This is a genomic window from Citrobacter telavivensis, assembly GCF_041807075.1.
Lineage (GTDB): Bacteria > Pseudomonadota > Gammaproteobacteria > Enterobacterales > Enterobacteriaceae > Citrobacter_A > Citrobacter_A telavivensis.
Genome location: NZ_JBGUBF010000008.1, coordinates 125,408 through 146,083 on the forward strand (window position 1 = coordinate 125,408; position 20,676 = coordinate 146,083).

General features: G+C 54.8%; 20 protein-coding genes. 15 read left to right on the forward strand and 5 right to left on the reverse strand.

Annotated features, from left to right (window positions below; all coding sequences use genetic code 11):
* Positions 1-18 precede the first annotated feature (18 nt).
* The 10 genes from nusA to mtr all read left to right on the forward strand — a co-directional run bounded on the left by nusA (position 19) and on the right by mtr (position 12,968).
* The gene (gene nusA, locus ACERJC_RS22380; protein ID WP_046487985.1) at positions 19-1,506 is read left to right on the forward strand and encodes a transcription termination factor NusA; all 1,488 of its coding nucleotides are present in this window, start codon (positions 19-21) and stop codon (positions 1,504-1,506) included.
* A gap of 24 nt (positions 1,507-1,530) precedes the next feature.
* Positions 1,531-4,221, forward strand: coding sequence for a translation initiation factor IF-2 (gene infB, locus ACERJC_RS22385; RefSeq protein ID WP_046487982.1), 2,691 nt, complete (start codon positions 1,531-1,533; stop codon positions 4,219-4,221).
* Between the two features lie 148 nt (positions 4,222-4,369).
* Entirely contained in the window at positions 4,370-4,771 is a 402-nt protein-coding gene (rbfA, locus tag ACERJC_RS22390) for a 30S ribosome-binding factor RbfA (protein WP_042325117.1), read from the forward strand.
* Entirely contained in the window at positions 4,771-5,715 is a 945-nt protein-coding gene (gene truB / locus ACERJC_RS22395; protein ID WP_373672503.1) for a tRNA pseudouridine(55) synthase TruB, read from the forward strand. Before rbfA ends, truB begins: the two co-directional genes overlap by 1 nt.
* Before the next feature lie 149 nt (positions 5,716-5,864).
* The gene (rpsO, locus tag ACERJC_RS22400) at positions 5,865-6,134 is read left to right on the forward strand and encodes a 30S ribosomal protein S15 (protein ID WP_000059465.1); all 270 of its coding nucleotides are present in this window, start codon (positions 5,865-5,867) and stop codon (positions 6,132-6,134) included.
* 244 nt (positions 6,135-6,378) lie between these two features.
* Positions 6,379-8,514: a polyribonucleotide nucleotidyltransferase gene (gene pnp, locus ACERJC_RS22405; RefSeq protein ID WP_373672504.1), complete on the forward strand. Its 2,136-nt coding sequence runs from the start codon at positions 6,379-6,381 to the stop codon at positions 8,512-8,514.
* Positions 8,515-8,623: 109 nt separating this feature from the next.
* A complete protein-coding gene (gene nlpI / locus ACERJC_RS22410; protein WP_152406136.1) occupies positions 8,624-9,508 on the forward strand; it encodes a lipoprotein NlpI in 885 nt (294 codons plus the stop codon).
* 106 nt (positions 9,509-9,614) lie between these two features.
* Positions 9,615-9,695 (forward strand): protein YrbN, encoded by an 81-nt coding sequence (gene yrbN, locus ACERJC_RS22415; RefSeq protein WP_010723222.1) that lies wholly within the window; start codon positions 9,615-9,617, stop codon positions 9,693-9,695.
* Positions 9,688-11,580, forward strand: a complete 1,893-nt coding sequence (deaD, locus tag ACERJC_RS22420) for an ATP-dependent RNA helicase DeaD (RefSeq protein WP_152406135.1) — start codon at positions 9,688-9,690, stop codon at positions 11,578-11,580. Before yrbN ends, deaD begins: the two co-directional genes overlap by 8 nt.
* A gap of 143 nt (positions 11,581-11,723) precedes the next feature.
* The gene (gene mtr / locus ACERJC_RS22425; protein WP_286631675.1) at positions 11,724-12,968 is read left to right on the forward strand and encodes a tryptophan permease; all 1,245 of its coding nucleotides are present in this window, start codon (positions 11,724-11,726) and stop codon (positions 12,966-12,968) included.
* A gap of 87 nt (positions 12,969-13,055) precedes the next feature.
* Here mtr and ACERJC_RS22430 read toward each other — a convergent pair whose 3' ends face one another.
* The 3 genes from ACERJC_RS22430 to ubiU all read right to left on the reverse strand — a co-directional run bounded on the left by ACERJC_RS22430 (position 13,056) and on the right by ubiU (position 16,112).
* A complete protein-coding gene (locus tag ACERJC_RS22430) occupies positions 13,056-14,063 on the reverse strand; it encodes a luciferase-like monooxygenase (RefSeq protein WP_373672505.1) in 1,008 nt (335 codons plus the stop codon).
* Positions 14,064-14,229: 166 nt separating this feature from the next.
* Positions 14,230-15,108, reverse strand: a complete 879-nt coding sequence (locus ACERJC_RS22435) for a U32 family peptidase (RefSeq protein ID WP_444861459.1) — start codon at positions 15,106-15,108, stop codon at positions 14,230-14,232.
* Between the two features lie 8 nt (positions 15,109-15,116).
* Complete coding sequence (gene ubiU / locus ACERJC_RS22440) at positions 15,117-16,112, reverse strand: ubiquinone anaerobic biosynthesis protein UbiU (RefSeq protein ID WP_152406131.1); 996 nt, start codon at positions 16,110-16,112, stop codon at positions 15,117-15,119.
* Between the two features lie 220 nt (positions 16,113-16,332).
* Here ubiU and ubiT point away from each other — a divergent pair, with 220 nt between their 5' ends.
* Positions 16,333-16,857: a ubiquinone anaerobic biosynthesis accessory factor UbiT gene (ubiT, locus tag ACERJC_RS22445; protein WP_178826391.1), complete on the forward strand. Its 525-nt coding sequence runs from the start codon at positions 16,333-16,335 to the stop codon at positions 16,855-16,857.
* On the forward strand, positions 16,851-17,354 hold the full coding sequence (locus tag ACERJC_RS22450) for a GNAT family N-acetyltransferase (protein ID WP_152406130.1): 504 nt from the start codon (positions 16,851-16,853) through the stop codon (positions 17,352-17,354). The genes ubiT and ACERJC_RS22450 overlap by 7 nt, the downstream gene beginning before the upstream one ends.
* Here ACERJC_RS22450 and ACERJC_RS22455 read toward each other — a convergent pair.
* Positions 17,341-17,643, reverse strand: a complete 303-nt coding sequence (locus ACERJC_RS22455; RefSeq protein ID WP_152406404.1) for a GIY-YIG nuclease family protein — start codon at positions 17,641-17,643, stop codon at positions 17,341-17,343. The genes ACERJC_RS22450 and ACERJC_RS22455 overlap by 14 nt on opposite strands.
* Before the next feature lie 52 nt (positions 17,644-17,695).
* Between ACERJC_RS22455 and ACERJC_RS22460 the strand changes: the two genes are divergently transcribed.
* Positions 17,696-18,139, forward strand: coding sequence for a YhbP family protein (locus ACERJC_RS22460; RefSeq protein WP_178826395.1), 444 nt, complete (start codon positions 17,696-17,698; stop codon positions 18,137-18,139).
* Here the strand turns inward: ACERJC_RS22460 and yhbO are convergent.
* The gene (gene yhbO / locus ACERJC_RS22465) at positions 18,119-18,637 is read right to left on the reverse strand and encodes a protein/nucleic acid deglycase (RefSeq protein WP_042325142.1); all 519 of its coding nucleotides are present in this window, start codon (positions 18,635-18,637) and stop codon (positions 18,119-18,121) included. The two genes, ACERJC_RS22460 and yhbO, sit on opposite strands and share 21 nt — an antisense overlap.
* 128 nt (positions 18,638-18,765) lie before the next feature.
* On the opposite strand from yhbO, the gene ACERJC_RS22470 reads away from it, so the two are divergent.
* Both ACERJC_RS22470 and ACERJC_RS22475 read left to right on the forward strand, forming a co-directional pair.
* Positions 18,766-19,401, forward strand: a complete 636-nt coding sequence (locus tag ACERJC_RS22470) for an NAD-dependent epimerase/dehydratase family protein (protein ID WP_152406128.1) — start codon at positions 18,766-18,768, stop codon at positions 19,399-19,401.
* A 108-nt stretch (positions 19,402-19,509) separates the two neighbouring features.
* Entirely contained in the window at positions 19,510-20,547 is a 1,038-nt protein-coding gene (locus ACERJC_RS22475; protein WP_286631672.1) for a permease, read from the forward strand.
* Positions 20,548-20,676 lie beyond the last annotated feature (129 nt).

The window sequence follows — 20,676 nt, forward strand, 5'->3', positions numbered from 1 at the left end:
TGAGGTGAAAAGCCCGCGATGAACAAAGAAATTTTGGCTGTTGTTGAAGCCGTATCCAATGAAAAGGCGCTGCCACGCGAGAAAATTTTTGAAGCGTTGGAAAGTGCGCTGGCTACAGCGACAAAGAAAAAATATGAACAAGAGATTGACGTTCGCGTAGAAATCGATCGTAAAAGCGGTGATTTTGACACTTTCCGTCGCTGGGTGATCGTGGAAGAAGTGACCCAGCCGACGAAAGAAATCACGCTGGAAGCCGCGCGTTATGAAGACGAAAGCCTGAACCTGGGCGATTACGTTGAAGATCAGATTGAATCTGTGACTTTTGACCGTATCACGACCCAGACGGCAAAACAGGTTATCGTGCAGAAGGTTCGTGAAGCTGAACGCGCGATGGTTGTCGATCAGTTCCGTGAACACGAAGGTGAAATCATCACCGGCGTGGTGAAGAAAGTGAACCGCGACAACATCTCTTTGGATCTGGGCAGCAATGCTGAAGCCGTGATCCTGCGTGAAGATATGCTGCCGCGTGAAAACTTCCGCCCAGGCGACCGTATTCGTGGCGTTCTCTACTCTGTTCGCCCGGAAGCACGCGGCGCGCAACTGTTCGTCACCCGCTCCAAGCCGGAAATGCTGATCGAACTGTTCCGCATTGAAGTGCCGGAAATTGGCGAAGAAGTGATCGAAATTAAAGCCGCTGCTCGTGATCCTGGTTCTCGCGCGAAAATCGCAGTGAAAACCAACGACAAGCGAATCGACCCGGTCGGTGCGTGTGTCGGTATGCGCGGCGCGCGCGTTCAGGCGGTCTCGACCGAACTGGGCGGTGAGCGCATCGATATCGTCCTGTGGGATGATAACCCGGCGCAGTTCGTCATTAACGCTATGGCGCCTGCTGACGTTGCGTCTATCGTGGTGGATGAAGATAAACACACCATGGATATCGCCGTTGAAGCCGGTAACCTGGCGCAAGCAATTGGACGTAATGGTCAGAACGTCCGCCTGGCTTCGCAATTAAGCGGCTGGGAACTCAACGTGATGACCGTTGATGACCTCCAGGCTAAACATCAGGCTGAAGCACATGCCGCGATCGATACCTTCACCAAATATCTCGATATTGATGAAGAGTTCGCCACAGTTCTGGTTGAAGAAGGGTTCGCAACTCTGGAAGAATTGGCCTACGTGCCAATGAAAGAACTGCTGGAAATTGACGGCCTTGATGAGCCGACCGTTGAAGCACTGCGCGAGCGTGCTAAAAACGCACTGACCACTCTGGCACTGGCCCAGGAAGAAAGCCTCGGTGATAACAAGCCGGCTGACGATCTGCTGAATCTGGAAGGATTAGATCGCGATATGGCCTTCAAACTGGCTGCCCGTGGTGTTTGTACGCTGGAAGATCTCGCCGAACAGGGCATTGATGATCTGGCTGATATCGAAGGGTTGACCGACGAAAAAGCCGGTGAGCTGATTATGGCTGCCCGTAATATTTGCTGGTTCGGCGACGAAGCGTAATAAACTGTAGCAGGAAGGAACAGCATGACAGATGTAACCGTAAAAGCGCTGGCCGCAGAGATACAGACCTCCGTGGATCGCCTGGTACAGCAATTTGCTGATGCCGGTATCCCGAAGTCTGCTGATGACTCTGTGTCCGCACAAGAAAAACAGACTTTACTGGCGCACCTGAACCGTGAAAATGGTTCTGGCCCGGATAAGCTTACGCTGCAGCGTAAAACGCGTAGCACCCTGAATATTCCTGGTACCGGTGGAAAAAGCAAATCGGTACAAATCGAAGTCCGCAAGAAGCGCACCTTTGTGAAACGTGATCCGCAAGAGGCCGAACGCCTTGCTGCGGAAGAGCAAGCGCAGCGTGAAGCGGAAGAGCAAGCCCGTCGTGAGGCAGAAGAAATGGCCAAACGCGAGGCGCAACAAAAAGCTGACCGTGAGGCCGCAGAACAAGCTAAGCGTGACGCCGCTGATAAAGCGAAACGTGAAGCTGCGGAAAAAGACAAAGTGAGCAATCAACAGACTGACGATATGACCAAAACCGCCCAGGCCGAGAAAGCCCGCCGTGAGAATGAAGCTGCAGAGCTGAAGCGTAAAGCGGAAGAAGAAGCACGTCGCAAGCTTGAAGAAGAAGCGCGCCGCGTTGCGGAAGAAGCTCGCCGTATGGCGGAAGAGAACGCGGGCGTATGGGCCGAGCAGGAAAAAGTGGAAGAAGATAAGAGCGATTATCATGTCACCACTTCTCAGCACGCTCGCCAGGCCGAAGACGAAAACGATCGTGAAGTAGAAGGCGGTCGTGGCCGTGGTCGCAGCACGAAAGCAGCGCGTCCGGCGAAGAAAGGCAACAAACACGCTGAATCTAAAGCTGACCGTGAAGAAGCGCGTGCCGCGGTTCGCGGTGGTAAAGGCGGCAAACAGCGTAAAGGTTCCGCACTGCAGCAGGGCTTCCAGAAGCCAGCGCAGGCGGTTAACCGTGACGTTGTGATTGGCGAAACCATCACCGTTGGCGATCTGGCGAACAAGATGGCGGTTAAAGGCTCTCAGGTCATCAAAGCGATGATGAAGCTGGGCGCAATGGCGACCATCAACCAGGTGATCGACCAGGAAACCGCACAGCTGGTTGCCGAAGAGATGGGCCACAAAGTCATCCTGCGTCGTGAGAACGAGCTGGAAGAAGCGGTAATGAGCGACCGTGACACAGGTGCTGCGGCTGAACCGCGTGCACCGGTTGTGACTATCATGGGTCACGTTGACCACGGTAAAACCTCTCTGCTGGACTACATTCGTTCAACGAAAGTGGCCTCTGGCGAAGCGGGCGGCATTACTCAGCACATCGGTGCTTACCACGTTGAAACCGACAACGGTATGATCACCTTCCTGGACACCCCGGGTCACGCCGCGTTTACCTCCATGCGTGCTCGTGGTGCGCAGGCAACGGATATCGTGGTTCTGGTTGTGGCCGCTGACGATGGCGTGATGCCGCAGACCATCGAAGCTATCCAGCACGCGAAAGCGGCGGGTGTGCCGGTTGTGGTTGCAGTGAACAAAATCGATAAGCCGGAAGCCGATCCGGATCGCGTTAAAAACGAACTGTCCCAGTACGGCATCCTGCCGGAAGAGTGGGGCGGTGAGAGCCAGTTTGTGCACGTGTCTGCAAAAGCAGGTACCGGTATCGACGAGCTGCTGGATGCAATCCTGCTGCAGGCCGAAGTTCTGGAACTGAAAGCGGTACGTAAAGGGATGGCAAGCGGTGCGGTCATTGAATCCTTCCTGGATAAAGGTCGTGGTCCGGTTGCTACTGTACTGGTGCGTGAAGGTACGCTGCATAAAGGCGACATCGTACTGTGTGGCTTCGAATACGGTCGCGTTCGCGCGATGCGTAACGAACTGGGTCAGGAAGTGCTGGAAGCGGGTCCGTCCATTCCGGTGGAAATCCTGGGTCTGTCCGGTGTTCCGGCTGCCGGTGACGAAGTGACTGTCGTACGTGACGAGAAGAAAGCACGTGAAGTTGCGCTGTATCGCCAGGGCAAATTCCGTGAAGTGAAACTGGCTCGCCAGCAGAAATCTAAGCTCGAGAACATGTTCGCCAACATGACCGAAGGCGAAGTTCACGAAGTGAACATCGTGCTGAAGGCCGACGTTCAGGGTTCTGTGGAAGCGATCTCCGACTCCTTACTGAAACTGTCTACCGACGAAGTGAAAGTGAAGATCATCGGTTCTGGTGTCGGTGGTATCACCGAAACCGACGCGACCCTGGCCGCTGCGTCCAACGCGATTCTGGTGGGCTTCAACGTTCGTGCGGATGCCTCTGCACGTAAAGTGATTGAATCTGAAAGCCTGGATCTGCGCTACTACTCCGTCATCTATAACCTGATCGATGAAGTGAAAGCGGCGATGAGCGGTATGCTGTCTCCGGAACTGAAACAGCAGATCATCGGTCTGGCTGAAGTTCGTGATGTGTTTAAATCTCCGAAATTTGGTGCCATCGCAGGGTGTATGGTTACCGAAGGGACGATTAAGCGTCACAACCCAATCCGCGTACTGCGTGACAACGTGGTTATCTACGAAGGCGAGCTGGAATCCCTGCGCCGCTTCAAAGATGACGTTAACGAAGTCCGTAACGGTATGGAATGTGGTATCGGCGTGAAGAACTACAACGACGTTCGCGTTGGCGATATGATCGAAGTGTTCGAGATCATCGAGATTCAGCGTACCATCGCGTAATCTTCGTTATGCCCGGTGGCACTGCGTTTACCGGGCCTACGTCCGGGTTGTTGGCCTGATAAGCGTAGCGTCATCAGGCTTCAAAGCGCCACCCGGCAATAATTTTTAAAAGGGGCTCAAGGCCCCTTTTTTGTCTGGAGAATTTATTATGGCGAAAGAATTCGGTCGCCCGCAGCGCGTAGGACAGGAGATGCAAAAAGAGATCGCAATCATCCTGCAGCGCGAAATTAAAGACCCGCGTCTGGGCATGATGACCACCGTGTCGGGGGTCGAAATGTCCCGCGATCTGGCGTATGCCAAAGTGTATGTCACCTTCCTGAATGACAAAGATGAAAACGCGATTAAAGCGGGCATCAAAGCGTTACAGGAAGCGTCTGGCTTCATCCGTAGCCTGTTGGGTAAAGCGATGCGTCTGCGTATCGTGCCGGAACTGACCTTCTTCTACGATAACTCGCTGGTGGAAGGGATGCGGATGTCCAACCTGGTGACCAACGTGGTTAAACATGACGAAGAACGTCGTGTAAACCCGGACGACAGCAAGGAGGACTAATGAGTCGTCCTCGTCGTCGTGGTCGCGACATTCATGGTGTGCTGCTGCTGGATAAGCCGCAGGGCATGTCCAGCAATGACGTACTGCAAAAAGTCAAACGCATCTATAACGCCAACCGCGCCGGGCATACCGGGGCGCTGGATCCGCTAGCGACCGGTATGCTGCCGATTTGCCTCGGGGAAGCGACCAAGTTTTCGCAATATCTGCTGGATTCCGACAAGCGTTATCGGGTGATTGCCCGTCTGGGGCAGCGTACAGACACCTCCGATGCCGATGGGCAAATTGTGCAGGAGCGTCCGGTCACCTTCACCCCTGAACAGCTGGCTGCCGCGCTGGACACGTTCCGCGGCGATATCGAACAGGTGCCGTCGATGTATTCGGCGCTGAAGTATCAGGGTAAAAAGCTGTATGAATACGCGCGTCAGGGCATTGAAGTGCCGCGCGAAGCCCGACCGATTACCGTTTACGAACTGCTGTTTATCCGCCATGAAGGGAATGAACTGGAGCTGGAAGTGCACTGCTCGAAAGGCACCTATATTCGCACCATTATTGACGATCTGGGTGAGAAACTGGGATGCGGCGCGCACGTTATCTTCCTGCGTCGTCTGACGGTCAGCAAATATCCGGTGGATCGTATGGTCACGCTGGAACGTCTGCGTGAAATGGTCGAACAGGCGGAACAACAGGGAATTCCGGCCGCACAGTGGCTTGATCCGCTGCTGATGCCAATGGACAGTCCGGCTTCGGACTATCCTGTTGTTAATTTGCCGTTAACCTCTTCAGTTTACTTTAAGAACGGCAACCCCGTTCGCACGAACGGCGCGCCGCTGGAAGGGCTGGTTCGTGTTACGGAAGGTGATGACGGTAAATTTATCGGCATGGGCGAGATCGACGACGAAGGTCGCGTGGCTCCTCGCCGATTAGTGGTGGAGTATCCGGCGTAGCACGGGTTCGTCTTGCGATAAGAAGGCGCTACGAGTAGAATACTGCCGCTTAACGTTGCGTGAATTTTTTAACAGTTCGCACGGCGTACACTGGGAACGCTGAATTAGAGATCGGCGTCCTTTCATACTTAATACTTTGGAGTTTTAAAATGTCTCTAAGTACTGAAGCTACAGCTAAAATCGTTTCTGAGTTCGGTCGTGATGCAAACGACACCGGTTCTACCGATGTTCAGGTTGCGCTGTTGACTGCACAGATTAACCATCTGCAGGGCCACTTTGCAGAGCACAAAAAAGATCACCACAGCCGTCGTGGTCTGCTGCGCATGGTTTCTCAGCGTCGTAAACTGCTCGACTACCTGAAACGTAAAGATGTTGCACGCTACACCGCGCTGATCGAGCGTCTGGGTCTGCGTCGCTAATTCTTGCGAGTTTCGTAAAAGGGGGCCTTCATGGCCCCTTTTTTCAAGCAGATGGCAGCAATTCACTGGAAACTATTGTATTGTTGCTATGAATGATCTTCCGTTGCAGAGGTTCGCGCGGCTAATGAGAGGCTTTACCCAATATCGTATGGGTTAGGGTTGTCATTAGTCGCGAGGATGCGCAGAAGATCGGGTATTAACGGCGATTCAGTTTGTGTCGCCTAAAATTTGAAAGGATATTATTTTGCTTAATCCGATCGTTCGTAAATTCCAGTACGGTCAGCATACCGTCACGCTGGAAACCGGCATGATGGCCCGTCAGGCTACTGCCGCTGTTATGGTTAGCATGGACGACACTGCGGTATTTGTTACCGTTGTCGGCCAGAAAAAAGCGAAGCCGGGTCAGGACTTCTTCCCGCTGACCGTTAACTATCAGGAGCGTACCTACGCTGCTGGTCGTATCCCAGGCAGCTTCTTCCGTCGTGAAGGCCGTCCAAGCGAAGGCGAAACCCTGATCGCGCGTCTGATTGACCGCCCGGTTCGCCCGCTGTTCCCGGAAGGTTTCGTGAACGAAGTTCAGGTCATCGCGACCGTCGTTTCCGTTAACCCGCAGGTTAACCCGGATATCGTGGCGATGATCGGTGCCTCTGCTGCGCTGTCTCTGTCCGGTATTCCGTTCAACGGCCCAATCGGCGCGGCACGTGTGGGTTATATCAATGACCAGTACGTACTGAACCCGACTCAGGACGAGCTGAAAGAGAGCAAGCTGGATCTGGTGGTTGCCGGTACTGAAGCTGCCGTACTGATGGTTGAATCCGAAGCGGAACTGCTGAGCGAAGATCAAATGCTGGGCGCAGTGGTGTTCGGCCACGATCAGCAGCAGGTGGTTATCCAGGCGATCAACGATCTGGTGAAAGAAGCGGGTAAACCGCGTTGGGACTGGCAGCCGGAAGCCGTAGACGAAGCGCTGAATGCGCGCGTTGCTGCACTGGCTGAATCTCGCCTGAGCGATGCTTACCGTATCACCGACAAACAAGAGCGTTATGCTCAGGTTGACGTGATCAAATCTGAAACCATCGCGACTTTGGTTGCTGAAGACGAAACCCTGGACGCTAACGAACTGGGTGAAATCCTGCACGCGATCGAGAAAAATGTCGTGCGTAGCCGTGTACTGGCCGGTGAGCCACGCATCGATGGTCGTGAAAAAGACATGATCCGTGGTCTGGACGTGCGCACTGGCGTACTGCCGCGTACTCACGGTTCTGCACTGTTCACCCGTGGTGAAACGCAGGCGCTGGTTACCGCAACGCTGGGAACCGCACGTGATGCGCAGGTTCTTGACGAACTGATGGGCGAGCGCACTGACAACTTCCTGTTCCACTACAACTTCCCTCCGTACTCCGTAGGTGAAACTGGCATGGTCGGTTCTCCAAAGCGTCGTGAAATTGGTCACGGTCGTCTGGCGAAGCGCGGCGTGCTGGCTGTTATGCCGGAAGCTGACAAATTCCCGTACACCGTTCGCGTGGTGTCTGAAATCACCGAATCTAACGGTTCTTCTTCCATGGCTTCCGTGTGCGGCGCTTCCCTGGCCCTGATGGATGCAGGCGTGCCAATCAAAGCTGCTGTTGCGGGTATCGCAATGGGTCTGGTGAAAGAAGGCGACAACTTTGTCGTACTGTCTGACATCCTGGGCGACGAAGACCACCTTGGCGATATGGACTTCAAAGTAGCGGGTTCCCGCGACGGTATCTCTGCACTGCAGATGGATATCAAAATTGAAGGTATCACCAAAGAGATCATGCAGGTTGCACTGAACCAGGCTAAAGGTGCGCGTCTGCACATTCTGGGCGTGATGGAACAGGCGATCAACGCGCCGCGCGGCGACATCTCTCAGTTCGCTCCGCGTATCCACACCATCAAGATCAACCCGGACAAGATCAAAGACGTGATCGGTAAGGGCGGTTCTGTGATCCGTGCGCTGACCGAAGAAACCGGCACCACCATCGAAATCGAAGATGACGGTACTGTGAAGATCGCGGCGACCGACGGTGAGAAAGCGAAACACGCTATCCGTCGTATCGAAGAGATCACGGCAGAAATCGAAGTCGGTCGTATCTACAATGGTAAAGTGACCCGTATCGTTGACTTTGGCGCATTTGTTGCCATCGGCGGCGGTAAAGAAGGTCTGGTTCACATCTCTCAGATCGCGGATAAGCGCGTAGAGAAAGTGACCGATTACCTGCAGATGGGTCAGGAAGTACCGGTTAAAGTTCTGGAAGTCGATCGCCAGGGCCGTGTACGTTTGAGCATTAAAGAAGCAACTGAACAATCTCAGCCAGCGGCTGCACCGGAAGCTCCGGCTAGCCAGCAGGGCGAGTAAGGTTGCCATTTGCCCTCCGCGGTTGCGGAGGGCTTTTAACCTGGCAGGACGCCTTGTTAGCAACCGGGGAACAGGACGTTCAATTAATCGTTGTCTTCGGGAGTGGGAAATGACGCCTTTTTTGCGCTGGTGTTTCGTGGCAACAGCACTCACGCTGGCTGGATGCAGTAATTCCACCTGGCGTAAGAGTGAAGTCCTCGCAGTACCATTGCAACCGACTTTGCAGCAGGAAGTGATTCTGGCACGCATGGAACAAATTCTTGCCAGTCGGGCTTTAACCGATGACGAACGCGCACAGCTTTTATATGAGCGCGGAGTGTTGTATGATAGTCTCGGTCTGAGGGCATTAGCGCGAAATGATTTTTCACAAGCGTTGGCAATCCGACCCGATATGCCTGAAGTATTCAATTACTTAGGCATTTATTTAACGCAGGCAGGCAATTTTGATGCTGCCTATGAAGCGTTTGATTCTGTACTTGAGCTTGATCCAACTTACAACTACGCGCACTTAAATCGCGGTATCGCATTGTATTACGGCGGTCGCGACAAGTTAGCGCAAGATGATCTGCTGGCGTTTTATCAAGACGATCCCAATGATCCTTTCCGCAGCCTGTGGCTTTATCTCGCTGAGCAGAAGCTCGATGAGAAGCAGGCAAAAGTCGCGCTGAAACAGCGCTTCGAGAAATCGGATAAAGAACAATGGGGATGGAACATTGTCGAGTTCTACCTGGGCAACCTTAGCGAAGCATCGCTGATGGAAAAGCTCAAGGCGGACGCAACGGATAACACCTCGCTCGCTGAGCATCTCAGTGAAACCAACTTCTATTTAGGTAAGTACTACCTAAGTCTGGGGGATTTGGACAACGCTACGGCATTGTTCAAACTGGCGGTGGCTAACAACGTTCATAACTTTGTTGAGCACCGATATGCATTGTTGGAATTATCGCTCCTGGGCCAGGACCAAGATGACCTGGCAGAATCGGACCAGCAATAGCTGACGTACACATCAGCCCGTAATCTTTTTTGATTGCCATCACCTTCACGGGTGAGGGCGTTGTTGTTCGTTAATACACCTACTTTGAGCCGGTTCACACTTTTCAATGAAAATTGCAGATCAATTTCATGATGAGTTATGTAGACTGGCCGCCATTAATTTTGAGGCACACGTACTACATGGCTGAATTCGAAACCACTTTTGCAGATCTGGGCCTGAAGGCTCCTATCCTTGAAGCCCTTAACGATCTGGGTTACGAAAAACCATCACCGATCCAGTCTGAGTGTATTCCACACTTGCTGAATGGTCGTGACGTACTGGGCATGGCCCAGACCGGTAGCGGTAAAACTGCAGCGTTCTCCTTACCGCTGCTCAACAATCTTGATCCTGAGCTGAAAGCACCTCAAATCCTGGTGCTGGCACCGACCCGCGAACTGGCGGTTCAGGTTGCCGAAGCCATGACGGATTTCTCTAAACACATGCGCGGCGTGAACGTGGTTGCCCTGTACGGCGGCCAGCGTTATGACGTGCAGTTACGCGCCCTGCGTCAAGGGCCGCAGATCGTCGTCGGTACGCCGGGTCGTCTGCTGGATCATCTGAAACGCGGCACCCTGGACCTCTCTAAACTGAGCGGTCTGGTTCTGGATGAAGCTGACGAAATGCTGCGCATGGGCTTCATCGAAGACGTTGAAACCATCATGGCGCAGATCCCGGAAGGTCATCAGACCGCTCTGTTCTCTGCCACCATGCCGGAAGCGATTCGTCGCATTACCCGTCGCTTTATGAAAGAGCCGCAGGAAGTGCGCATTCAGTCCAGCGTCACTACCCGTCCGGACATCAGCCAGAGCTACTGGACTGTCTGGGGTATGCGTAAGAACGAAGCGCTGGTGCGTTTCCTGGAAGCGGAAGATTTTGATGCGGCGATTATCTTCGTTCGTACCAAAAACGCGACGCTGGAAGTGGCTGAAGCGCTGGAGCGTAGCGGCTATAACAGCGCCGCGCTGAACGGCGACATGAACCAGGCGCTGCGTGAGCAGACGCTGGAACGTCTGAAAGATGGTCGTCTGGATATCCTGATTGCGACCGACGTTGCGGCCCGTGGCCTGGACGTTGAGCGTATCAGCCTGGTGGTAAACTACGATATCCCGATGGATTCCGAGTCTTACGTTCACCGTATTGGCCGTACCGGTCGTGCGGGTCGTGCAGGCCGTGCGCTGCTGTTCGTTGAGAACCGCGAGCGTCGTCTGCTGCGTAACATCGAACGCACCATGAAGCTGACCATTCCGGAAGTTGAACTGCCGAACGCAGATCTGCTGGGCAAACGCCGTCTGGAAAAATTTGCGGCCAAAGTACAGCAACAGCTGGAAAGTAGCGATCTGGATCAGTACCGTGCGCTGCTGGCTAAACTGCAGCCGACAGCGGAAGACGAAGAGCTGGATATCGAAACGCTGGCTGCCGCTCTGCTGAAAATGGCACAGGGCGAACGTACTCTGATCGTTCCGCCAGATGCGCCGATGCGTCCGAAGCGTGAATTCCGTGACCGTGACGATCGTGGTCCGCGTGACCGTAACGATCGTGGCCCGCGCGGCGACCGTCCAGAACGCAGCGGTGAAGACCGTCCGCGTCGTGAACGTCGTGACGTTGGTGATATGCAACTGTACCGCATTGAAGTGGGTCGTGATGACGGCGTGGAAGTGCGTCATATCGTTGGCGCGATCGCCAACGAAGGCGACATCAGCAGCCGTTACATTGGTAACATCAAGCTGTTCGCATCGCACTCCACCATCGAACTGCCGAAAGGTATGCCGGGTGAAGTACTGCAGCACTTTACGCGTACCCGCATCCTTAACAAACCGATGAACATGCAGTTAGTGGGCGATGCCCAGCCGCACACTGAACGTCGTGGCGGTGGTCGTAGCTTCGGCGGCGAACGTCGTGAAGGCGGTCGCGGTTTCGGCGGTGAGCGTCGTGAAGGCGGTCGTGGTGATGGTCGTCGTTTCAGCGGCGAACGTCGTGAAGGTAGTCGTGCGCCACGTCGTGAAGACGGTACCAGCCGTCGTCGTGACGCGTAAACCTTTCGTTTACTGACGTAAAGTAATAGATACAGCCCCGATAAAATCATCGGGGCTTTTTTTATTTCATTTGTACTATTGTACTGGTACAGTGCAACACACTAAAATGCGGTCACAACATTATTCGCTGGAGAAATCGCTAAATGGCAACACTAACCACCACCCAGACATCACCTTCGCTGCTTGGCGGCGTGGTGATTATCGGCGGCACCATTATCGGCGCAGGGATGTTTTCTTTACCGGTGGTTATGGCAGGTAGCTGGTTTTTCTGGTCAATGGCGGCGCTGGTCTTTACCTGGTTCTGCATGCTGCATTCCGGTCTGATGATCCTGGAAGCAAACCTCAACTACCGAATTGGCTCGAGCTTCGACACCATCACCAAAGATCTGCTGGGCAAAGGCTGGAACGTGGTCAACGGTATCTCTATTGCCTTCGTACTCTATATCCTGACCTACGCCTATATTTCGGCGAGCGGTTCGATTCTGCACCATACGTTCAGCGAGATGTCGCTGAACGTGCCCGCCCGTGCGGCAGGTTTTGGCTTTGCTCTTTTGGTAGCGTTTGTGGTGTGGCTGAGTACCAAAGCGGTGAGTCGCATGACGGCTATCGTGCTGGGTGCGAAGGTCATTACTTTCTTCCTGACCTTCGGCAGTCTGCTTGGGCACGTTACGCCGACTACGTTGTTTAACGTCGCGGAAAGTAACGCCTCTTATACGCCGTATCTGTTGATGACGCTGCCGTTCTGTCTGGCGTCGTTTGGCTATCATGGTAACGTCCCGAGCCTGATGAAATACTACGGTAAAGACCCTCGCACCATTGTGAAGTGCCTGGTCTACGGGACGCTGCTGGCGCTGATGCTGTACACCGTCTGGTTGCTGGGGACGATGGGGAACATTCCGCGCCCAGAGTTTATCGGCATTGCGCAGAAAGGCGGCAATATTGATGTGCTGGTGCAGGCGCTGAGCGGCGTGCTGAACAGTCGTAGTCTGGATCTGCTGCTGGTGGTGTTTTCTAACTTTGCGGTGGCGAGTTCATTCCTCGGCGTCACGCTGGGACTGTTTGACTATCTGGCCGATCTGTTTGGTTTTGACGATTCGGCGCCAGGACGCTTCAAAACGGCGCTGCTCACCTTTGTTCCGCCGATCGTCGGGGGACTGCTGTGGCCGAACGGATTCCTGTATGCCATTGGCTATGCAGGACTGGCGGCGACCATCTGGGCCGCGATTGTGCCGGCATTGTTGGCACGTAAATCACGTCAGCGCTTCGGTAGCCCGAAATTCCGCGTCTGGGGCGGTAAGCCGATGATTGTCCTGATTCTGGTTTTCGGGGTGGGTAACGCGCTGGTACACATTCTGTCGAGCTTTAATCTGTTGCCGGTTTATCAGTAATTATTTTGCCCGGTGGCGCGCGCTTACCGGGCCTACAAGAACCTGTAGGCCGGATAAGACGCAGTCGCCATCCGGCAAACGACAAAACTACCCCAACAGTTCCTCTTTCACATCCATCGCCAGTTCAAACGAATGCAGACGCGCCTGATGGTCAAAAATCTGCCCGTTAACCATAATCTCGTCCGCCTGGGTTTCACGCAGAATAGACTCCAGCCCGTGGCCTACTTTCGCTTTATCGCCTACCAGCGACATACTCAGCGCCTGCTGCACGCCGAACTGCTCTGACGGCGACCAGAACTGATCCATATTTTGAATCGGTGCCGGGAGTTGGCCCGTTTCACCACGCCGCAACTTCACGAAGGCTTGCTGCATCGAGGTGAACAAATACTCCGCATCACGGTTACTGTCGGCGGCAATGATATTGATGCACACCATCGCATACGGTTTTTCCAGCCGCGCTGACGGCTTGAACTGAGTGCGGTACAGATGCAGCGCCTGGAACAGCATATCCGGCGCGAAGTGGGAGGCAAAAGCGAACGGCAGACCAAGCTGTGCGGCTAACTGCGCACTATAGAGGCTGGAGCCTAACAGCCAGACCGGGATCTTCTCGCCGTAGCCAGGAACCGGGCGTACCTGCGGATTGGGATCGCGCGCATCAAACCAGTCCACCAGTTCAGCGACGTCGCGAGGGAAGTTATCGATATCACCACCCATATGACGGCGCAGCGCCCGCATCGTCGGCTGATCGCTACCCGGCGCACGTCCTAAGCCGAGATCAATGCGTCCCGGATAGAGCGTGTTCAGCGTACCGAACTGCTCGGCGATCACCAGCGGTGAGTGGTTGGGGAGCATGACGCCGCCGGAACCGAGATGCAAAGTCTGGGTGTTCGCGGCCAGATAGCCAATCAGCACTGAGGTTGCCGCGCTGGCGATACCGGTCATGTTGTGGTGTTCCGCCAGCCAGTAGCGATGATAGCCTCTTTTTTCTGCGAGGCGTGCGAGATCCAGAGAGTGTGAGAATGCCTCTTTTGCTGAGGATCCGTCGGGGATCGGTGCCAGATCCAGCACCGAGAAAGGAATGGTTTTGTCAGTCATAATGGCTCACTTTGTCATCGGCATATTTTTTAATAGTGCATTAAAAAATGATAACCGTAGTTAACAAAGTGAGCTTTATAAAACGCGTGGCGGACAGAAAATACCTGATGATCAGGCCTGGAGTAGGCCGGATAAGGCAGTTATGCCGCCATCCGGCAGAGAGGCATTAGGCCTGCAATTCCAGACCGGCCAGACGTTTCCAGTAGCCGTTGCAGTCGCTGTGTGCAGCGAGTGGTAGCGGAGCGCGCCCCGTTTCGTTAGCGCGGAAGGCGTCGAGCATTGCGAATGTCTCCGTGCCTAGCGGAGACAGGCGCACGATGTCCACCAGCCCCTGCATTGACGTCAGTTCGTTGCCGAGGTTGTAGATATAGCCGCTCATGGTCTGAATGCCATTGAGGACGAACACCTGTTGATTTTCCTGGGAGAGTACGTCGCGGCCGTTAGGGTACTTGATGCAGCAGGTTTCGCACTCATCTTTCGGACGATCTTCCGAGCGGGCGGTAAAGCAGCGGGCGGAGTAAGCCAGCGGCAGATGCCCATAGCTCAGGACTTCCACTTCAAACTGCTGGCGAATCCCCAGTTCATCACACTGATTGAGCAGGTTTATCAGCCAGTCGCGGGAAAGCTCCACCGGCATGCACCAGCGCACCATCCCTTGTTTGAGCAGCAGGCGCAGCGTGACGGCGTTGTAGCAGTTCAGCGCGTGTCCGGCGACAAACGGTAGCTTGCGGTCGGCGCACATATTCACCACGCCAAGATCGCTGGCTTCCAGCAGAAAGTCGCCATTTTCGACATAGCGCTTCAGTTCGTTCAACTCAGAAGAGGCTTGCACCAGCGCCAGCGTCGAAAGCACCACCTGCTTACCGCTACCGGCGAGCGATTTCGCCATATCCAGCCAGTCGCCGACTTTAGTGGCGCGGCGTTTGCTGCACACCGCTTCGCCGAGATAGATAACATCAGCGCTGCTGGTGGCTGCCTGCTGATAAAAGTCTTCCAGCGTTTCTTTCGGCCAGTAGTAAAGCACCGGCCCTAAGGAATATTTCATTGCTTTTCTCACTGCCATTTACGGTGATAGGCGCCAAGCGTCGTCTGAGTGCCTTCGGACATCGCGCCGAGCGTCTCCATCCAGTCTGCCTGCGGCGCATAGTTCTGCGGGTCGGCTATGCAGCGGTCGATCGCCTGACGCCACACTTTCGCAACCTGGCTGACATAGGCGGGGCTGCGCTGACGACCTTCGATTTTCACCGAGGCAATATTTGCCGCCAGCAGTTCCGGCAGTAGCTCCAGCGTGTTCAGACTGGTCGGTTCTTCCAGTGCGTGGTAACGCTCGCCGTCGACCAGATAGCGACCTTTACACAGCGTCGGATAGCCGGCGTTCTCCCCGTCCTGATAGCGGTCGATCAGCACTTCATTCAGCCGTGATTCCAGCCCCTGGGGCGTCTGCTGCCAGCGCACAAAGCGGGCAGGGGAACAGGCCCCTACAGTATTGGGGGATTCACCGGTCAAATAGGATGAGAGGTAACAGCGGCCTTCGGCCATAATGCACAGACTGCCGAAAGCAAAAACCTCCAGCGGCACCGGCGTCACGCGGGCAAGCTGTTTCACCTGATGGATAGAGAGCACGCGCGGCAGGACGACGCGATCAACATCAAAATTGCGGTGATAAAAGTTGATCGCTTCTTCATTGGTAGCCGAGGCCTGAACAGAGACATGGCGCTCAATATGCGGGTAACGAACTGCGGCATACTCGAGCATAGCGAGATCCGCGAGGATCAGCGCATCCGCCCCCAGTTGCGCAGCCATATCCACCGCACGCTGCCAGCGGGCATAGCCGTCCGGATGCGCAAACGTGTTAATGGCGATGTGTAATTTGCGGCGGTGTTGATGGACAAAGCTCACCGCTTCCTGCAATTTCTTCTCGGTAAAGTTAAGGCCGGCGAAGTGGCGGGCGTTGGTATCATCTTTAAGCCCGATATAAACGGCATCCGCGCCGTTTTCGATGGCCGCCTTAAGCGCCGGGAGATTTCCGGCAGGGCAGAGCAGCTCCATAATTTATCCTGAAGATTGCGCCGCCTGGGACGCATAATTGTTAACGAACAAGGATTTTAGTTAACCTTGCTGCGACAATTTTTGATTTAAGGCAGTTAAAGTCGTATTGATATCAGCAATAAAGAGTTAGGGATTTCGCACGCAATTGTTGATTTACGCCGCTATGTCGTTTATCTGATATGGCAGAATAGCAGGATAATTGAAACAGGGAGTAAAGCTCGTGTTAGATAAGCTGCGTTCACGCTTAGTACATTTCGGTCCGTCTCTGATGAGTGTGCCAGTTAAACTGACGCCCTTTGCACTGCAGCGCCAGGTTCTGGAACAGGTCCTAAGCTGGCAGTTTCGCCAGGCCCTGGCTGACGGGGAGCTGGCGTTCCTTGAAGGCCGTTGGTTAAGCATTACGGTTCGCGATATCGGCCTGAAATGGTATACCTCGGTCGAGAATGACAAACTGATCGTCAGCGAGGATGCGCAAGCCGACGTGAGTTTTAGCGCTGATGCCAGCGATCTGTTGATGATCGCTGCGCGTAAGCAGGATCCGGATACGCTCTTCTTCCAGCGCCGGCTGGTGATTGAAGGGGATACGGAGTTAGGGTTGTATGTTAAGAACCTGATGGATGCCATTGAGCTGGAGCAGATGCCCAAAGCGTTGCGCGTTATGCTGCTGCAACTGGCGGATTTTGTTGAGGCGGGCATGAAATACTCGCCAGAAACCAAACAGACATCGGTAGGTGAACCATGCTGATTCGAGTAGAAATTCCCATTGACGCCCCCGGCATTGATGCCCTGCTGCGTCGTTCATTCGAAAGCGATGCGGAAGCGGAACTGGTACACTCCCTGCGTGAAGATGGTTTTCTGACGCTCGGTCTGGTCGCCACAGACGATGAAGGCCAGGTGGTGGGTTACGTGGCATTCAGCCCCGTCGATGTACAGGGCGAAGATCTGCAGTGGGTCGGCATGGCACCGCTGGCAGTCGATGAAAACTACCGTGGGCAGGGGCTGGCGCGCCAACTGGTCTATGAAGGGCTGGATTCACTCAACGAATTTGGCTACGCCGCCGTGGTCACCCTGGGTGAACCGGCACTGTATAGCCGCTTTGGTTTCGAACTGGCCGCCCATTACGATCTGCATTGCCGCTGGCCGGGCACCGAAAGCGCGTTTCAGGTACATCGTTTAGCGGAAGACGCGCTAAGCGGCGTCACGGGACTGGTCGAGTATCACGATCACTTTAATCGTTTTTAAGCGTCGGGGTTTGCAGGTCGTTCAGTAACGCTGCAAACCCTTCGCCTTCTGCGACAAGCCGTTCTTTCTGTTGCTTGGTGAGTTTTTTGACCCGGTATTCTGCGCGTAGCGCCAGTGAACGATCGCCAACCGGTGCGGAAAACGCCAGCGTCAACTCCCCTTTTCCCCGTAGCGCCTTCGCGCCTTTGCCACGTTGATGTTGCTGGTAGCGGCGCGCCACGTCGGTCGTGATCCCGGTATACAGGGCATTGTCGGCGGTGCGGATCAGATAAAGATACCAGGGTGTCATCATAGCCTTCGGCGTGTTACGTTTCTGGCATCCAGTATAAAAGAGAACCGAGATGGAAACACTCACTGCGATCGGTCGTTGGCTGACAAAACAACATGTTGTGACCTGGTGCGTACATCACGAAGGTGAACTGTGGTGTGCCAATGCGTTTTATCTCTTCGACGCCAAAAAGGTGGTTTTTTATCTGCTGACGGAAGAGAAAACGCGTCATGCGCAGATGTCAGGCCCGCGAGCCCCCGTTGCCGGGACCGTCAATGGTCAACCGAAAACGGTCGCCTTGATTCGCGGCGTACAGTTTAAAGGCGAGATCCGTCAACTGGCAGGAGAAGAAAGCGACGCGGCACGACAGGCCTATCTTCGCCGCTTCCCGGTCGCCAGAATGCTGTCTGCGCCGGTATGGGAAATCCGCCTGGATGAACTCAAATTCACCGACAACACCCTGGGCTTTGGTAAAAAGTTGATTTGGTTACGTCAGTCAGGCACCGAGGATACGTAATGCTTCACGATTGAACGCAGGCAGATCGTCAGGAGTACGGCTGGTGACCAGTTGGTCTTTATCAACCACCACTTCCTGATCGTAAAATTCCGCCCCCGCGTTTTTCACATCGATAATGATTGGCTTCACCGCTGTGAGTTTACGACCACGAATAACATCGGCGCTGATCAGTAACTGTGGCCCGTGGCAGATGGCGAAGACCGGTTTACCGGTGTTTACGAAATCGCGCGTAAAGGTGACGAAGCGATCGTCACCTCGCAGGTAATCCGGTGAATGACCGCCAGGTAACAGCAGAGCATCAAAATCAGCAGGCCGGACTTCATCAATCGCTTTATCAATGGTGACGCTGGCCTCGCCTTTTTTACCTTTCACCGTTTTCCCCGCCTGTTTTTCAATCGTAATGACCTCATGCCCGGCCTGGCGAAATTCTGCCGCAGGTGAGGTGAATTCTGAATCCTCAAACTCATCAGTGATCAAAACGGCAATCTTCTTACTCATGCGTCCTCCGCGATAGTGGCATTGGATAAGGCAATTTTTCCATGATGATGGATAATTACACTGTGAACTAATAAGCCTGGTCGATGAGACTGAGGGCGCAAGGCGGACTATTCTGGAAAGGAGTGAGGATGAGTCAGGTACTGATTACCGGGGCGACCGGGTTGGTTGGCGGGCATTTACTGCGGATGCTGCTGAATGAACCGAAGATCCATTCGATAGCCGCACCGACGCGACGCCCGCTGGCGGACATGCCTGGCGTCTATAATCCCCACGATCCGCAACTGAGCGATGCGCTGGCGCAGGTTTCCGATCCTGTCGATATCGTTTTTTGCTGTCTGGGCACGACCCGGCGCGAAGCCGGCAGCAAAGAGGCATTTATTCATGCCGACTATACACTGGTGGTCGACACCGCCTTGACCGGTCGCCGTCTGGGTGCGCAGCATATGCTGGTGGTGAGTTCGATGGGGGCCAACGCCCGTTCGCCGTTTTTCTACAACCGCGTAAAAGGGGAGATGGAAGAGGCGCTGATTGCGCAGGCGTGGCCGAAGCTGACGATTGCGCGCCCGTCGATGCTGCTCGGCGACCGCACCAGACAGCGATTCAGCGAAACCCTTTTTGCGCCATTATTCCGGTTGCTGCCCGGCAACTGGAAGTCGATTGACGCGCGGGACGTGGCGCGCGCAATGCTGGCAGACGCGCTGGCACCTGAACACGAGGGGGTGACGATCCTGACCTCGTCCCAGTTGCGGGAGAGGGCCGCCTGACGCGTGAGGTGCAGGCCGGACAATTCACCCGGTCAATTTAACATTTCCAAACATTTCCCAAAGGCGTATATTCCCGGCTAATTACTCTCACACGCCCTGGGGAATGCTATGGCTGGTCAGTCTTCATCTCAGGCGGCAACACCGTTTCAATGGTGGAAGCCCGCTCTTTTCTTTCTCGTCGTCATCGTCGGTCTCTGGTATGTGAAATGGCAGCCTTATTACGGGAAAGCCTTCACTGCCGCAGAAACTCACAGTATCGGTAAATCCATTCTGGCGCAGGCTGATGCGAACCCGTGGCAGGCGGCCTGGGACTATGCGATGGTCTATTTCATTGCGGTCTGGAAGGCAGCGGTATTGGGGGTGATCCTTGGTTCGCTGATTCAGGTTCTGATCCCGCGTGACTGGCTGTTACGTACGCTCGGGCAAACGCGTTTTCGCGGCACGCTGTTCGGGACGCTTTTCTCTCTGCCCGGCATGATGTGCACCTGCTGTGCTGCACCGGTGGCGGCGGGGATGCGTCGCCAGCAGGTTTCGATGGGCGGGGCGCTGGCATTCTGGATGGGGAATCCGCTGTTAAACCCGGCGACGCTGGTGTTTATGGGCTTCGTCCTCGGCTGGCATTTTGCGGCTATCCGCCTGGTTGCCGGACTGGCAATGGTGCTGGTGGTGGCAACGCTGGTGCAGAAATGGGTGAAAGAGCCTGCGCAGGCTGAGTTGCCGGTGGAAATCACGCAACCGGACGCACAGGACGGGTTCTTTGTCCGCTGGGGCCGCGCGCTGTGGACGCTGTTCTGGAGCACTATTCCTGTCTACATCCTGGCGGTGCTGGTGCTGGGTGCTGCGCGCGTCTGGCTGTTTCCACATGCGGATGGGGCTATCGATAACAGCCTGCTGTGGGTGATTGCGCTGGCGGTGGCCGGCTGTCTGTTTGTGATCCCGACCGCGGCAGAAATTCCGATTGTACAGACGATGATGCTGGCAGGGATGGGGACTGCGCCAGCGCTTGCGCTGCTGATGACATTACCCGCCGTCAGCCTGCCGTCGCTGATTATGCTGCGTAAAGCATTCCCGGCAAAAGCGCTGTGGTTAACGGCGGCGCTGGTGGTGATCTCTGGCGTGATAGTGGGAAGTATTGCGTTGATATAAACAGGAATGCCGGGGGCGCTTCGCTTGCCCGGCCTACGATAATACACTCTGTAGGCCGGATAAGGCGGTCACGCCGCCATCCGGCACATATGGCCTGATGTCGACGCTAAAGCGCCTAATCAGGCCTGG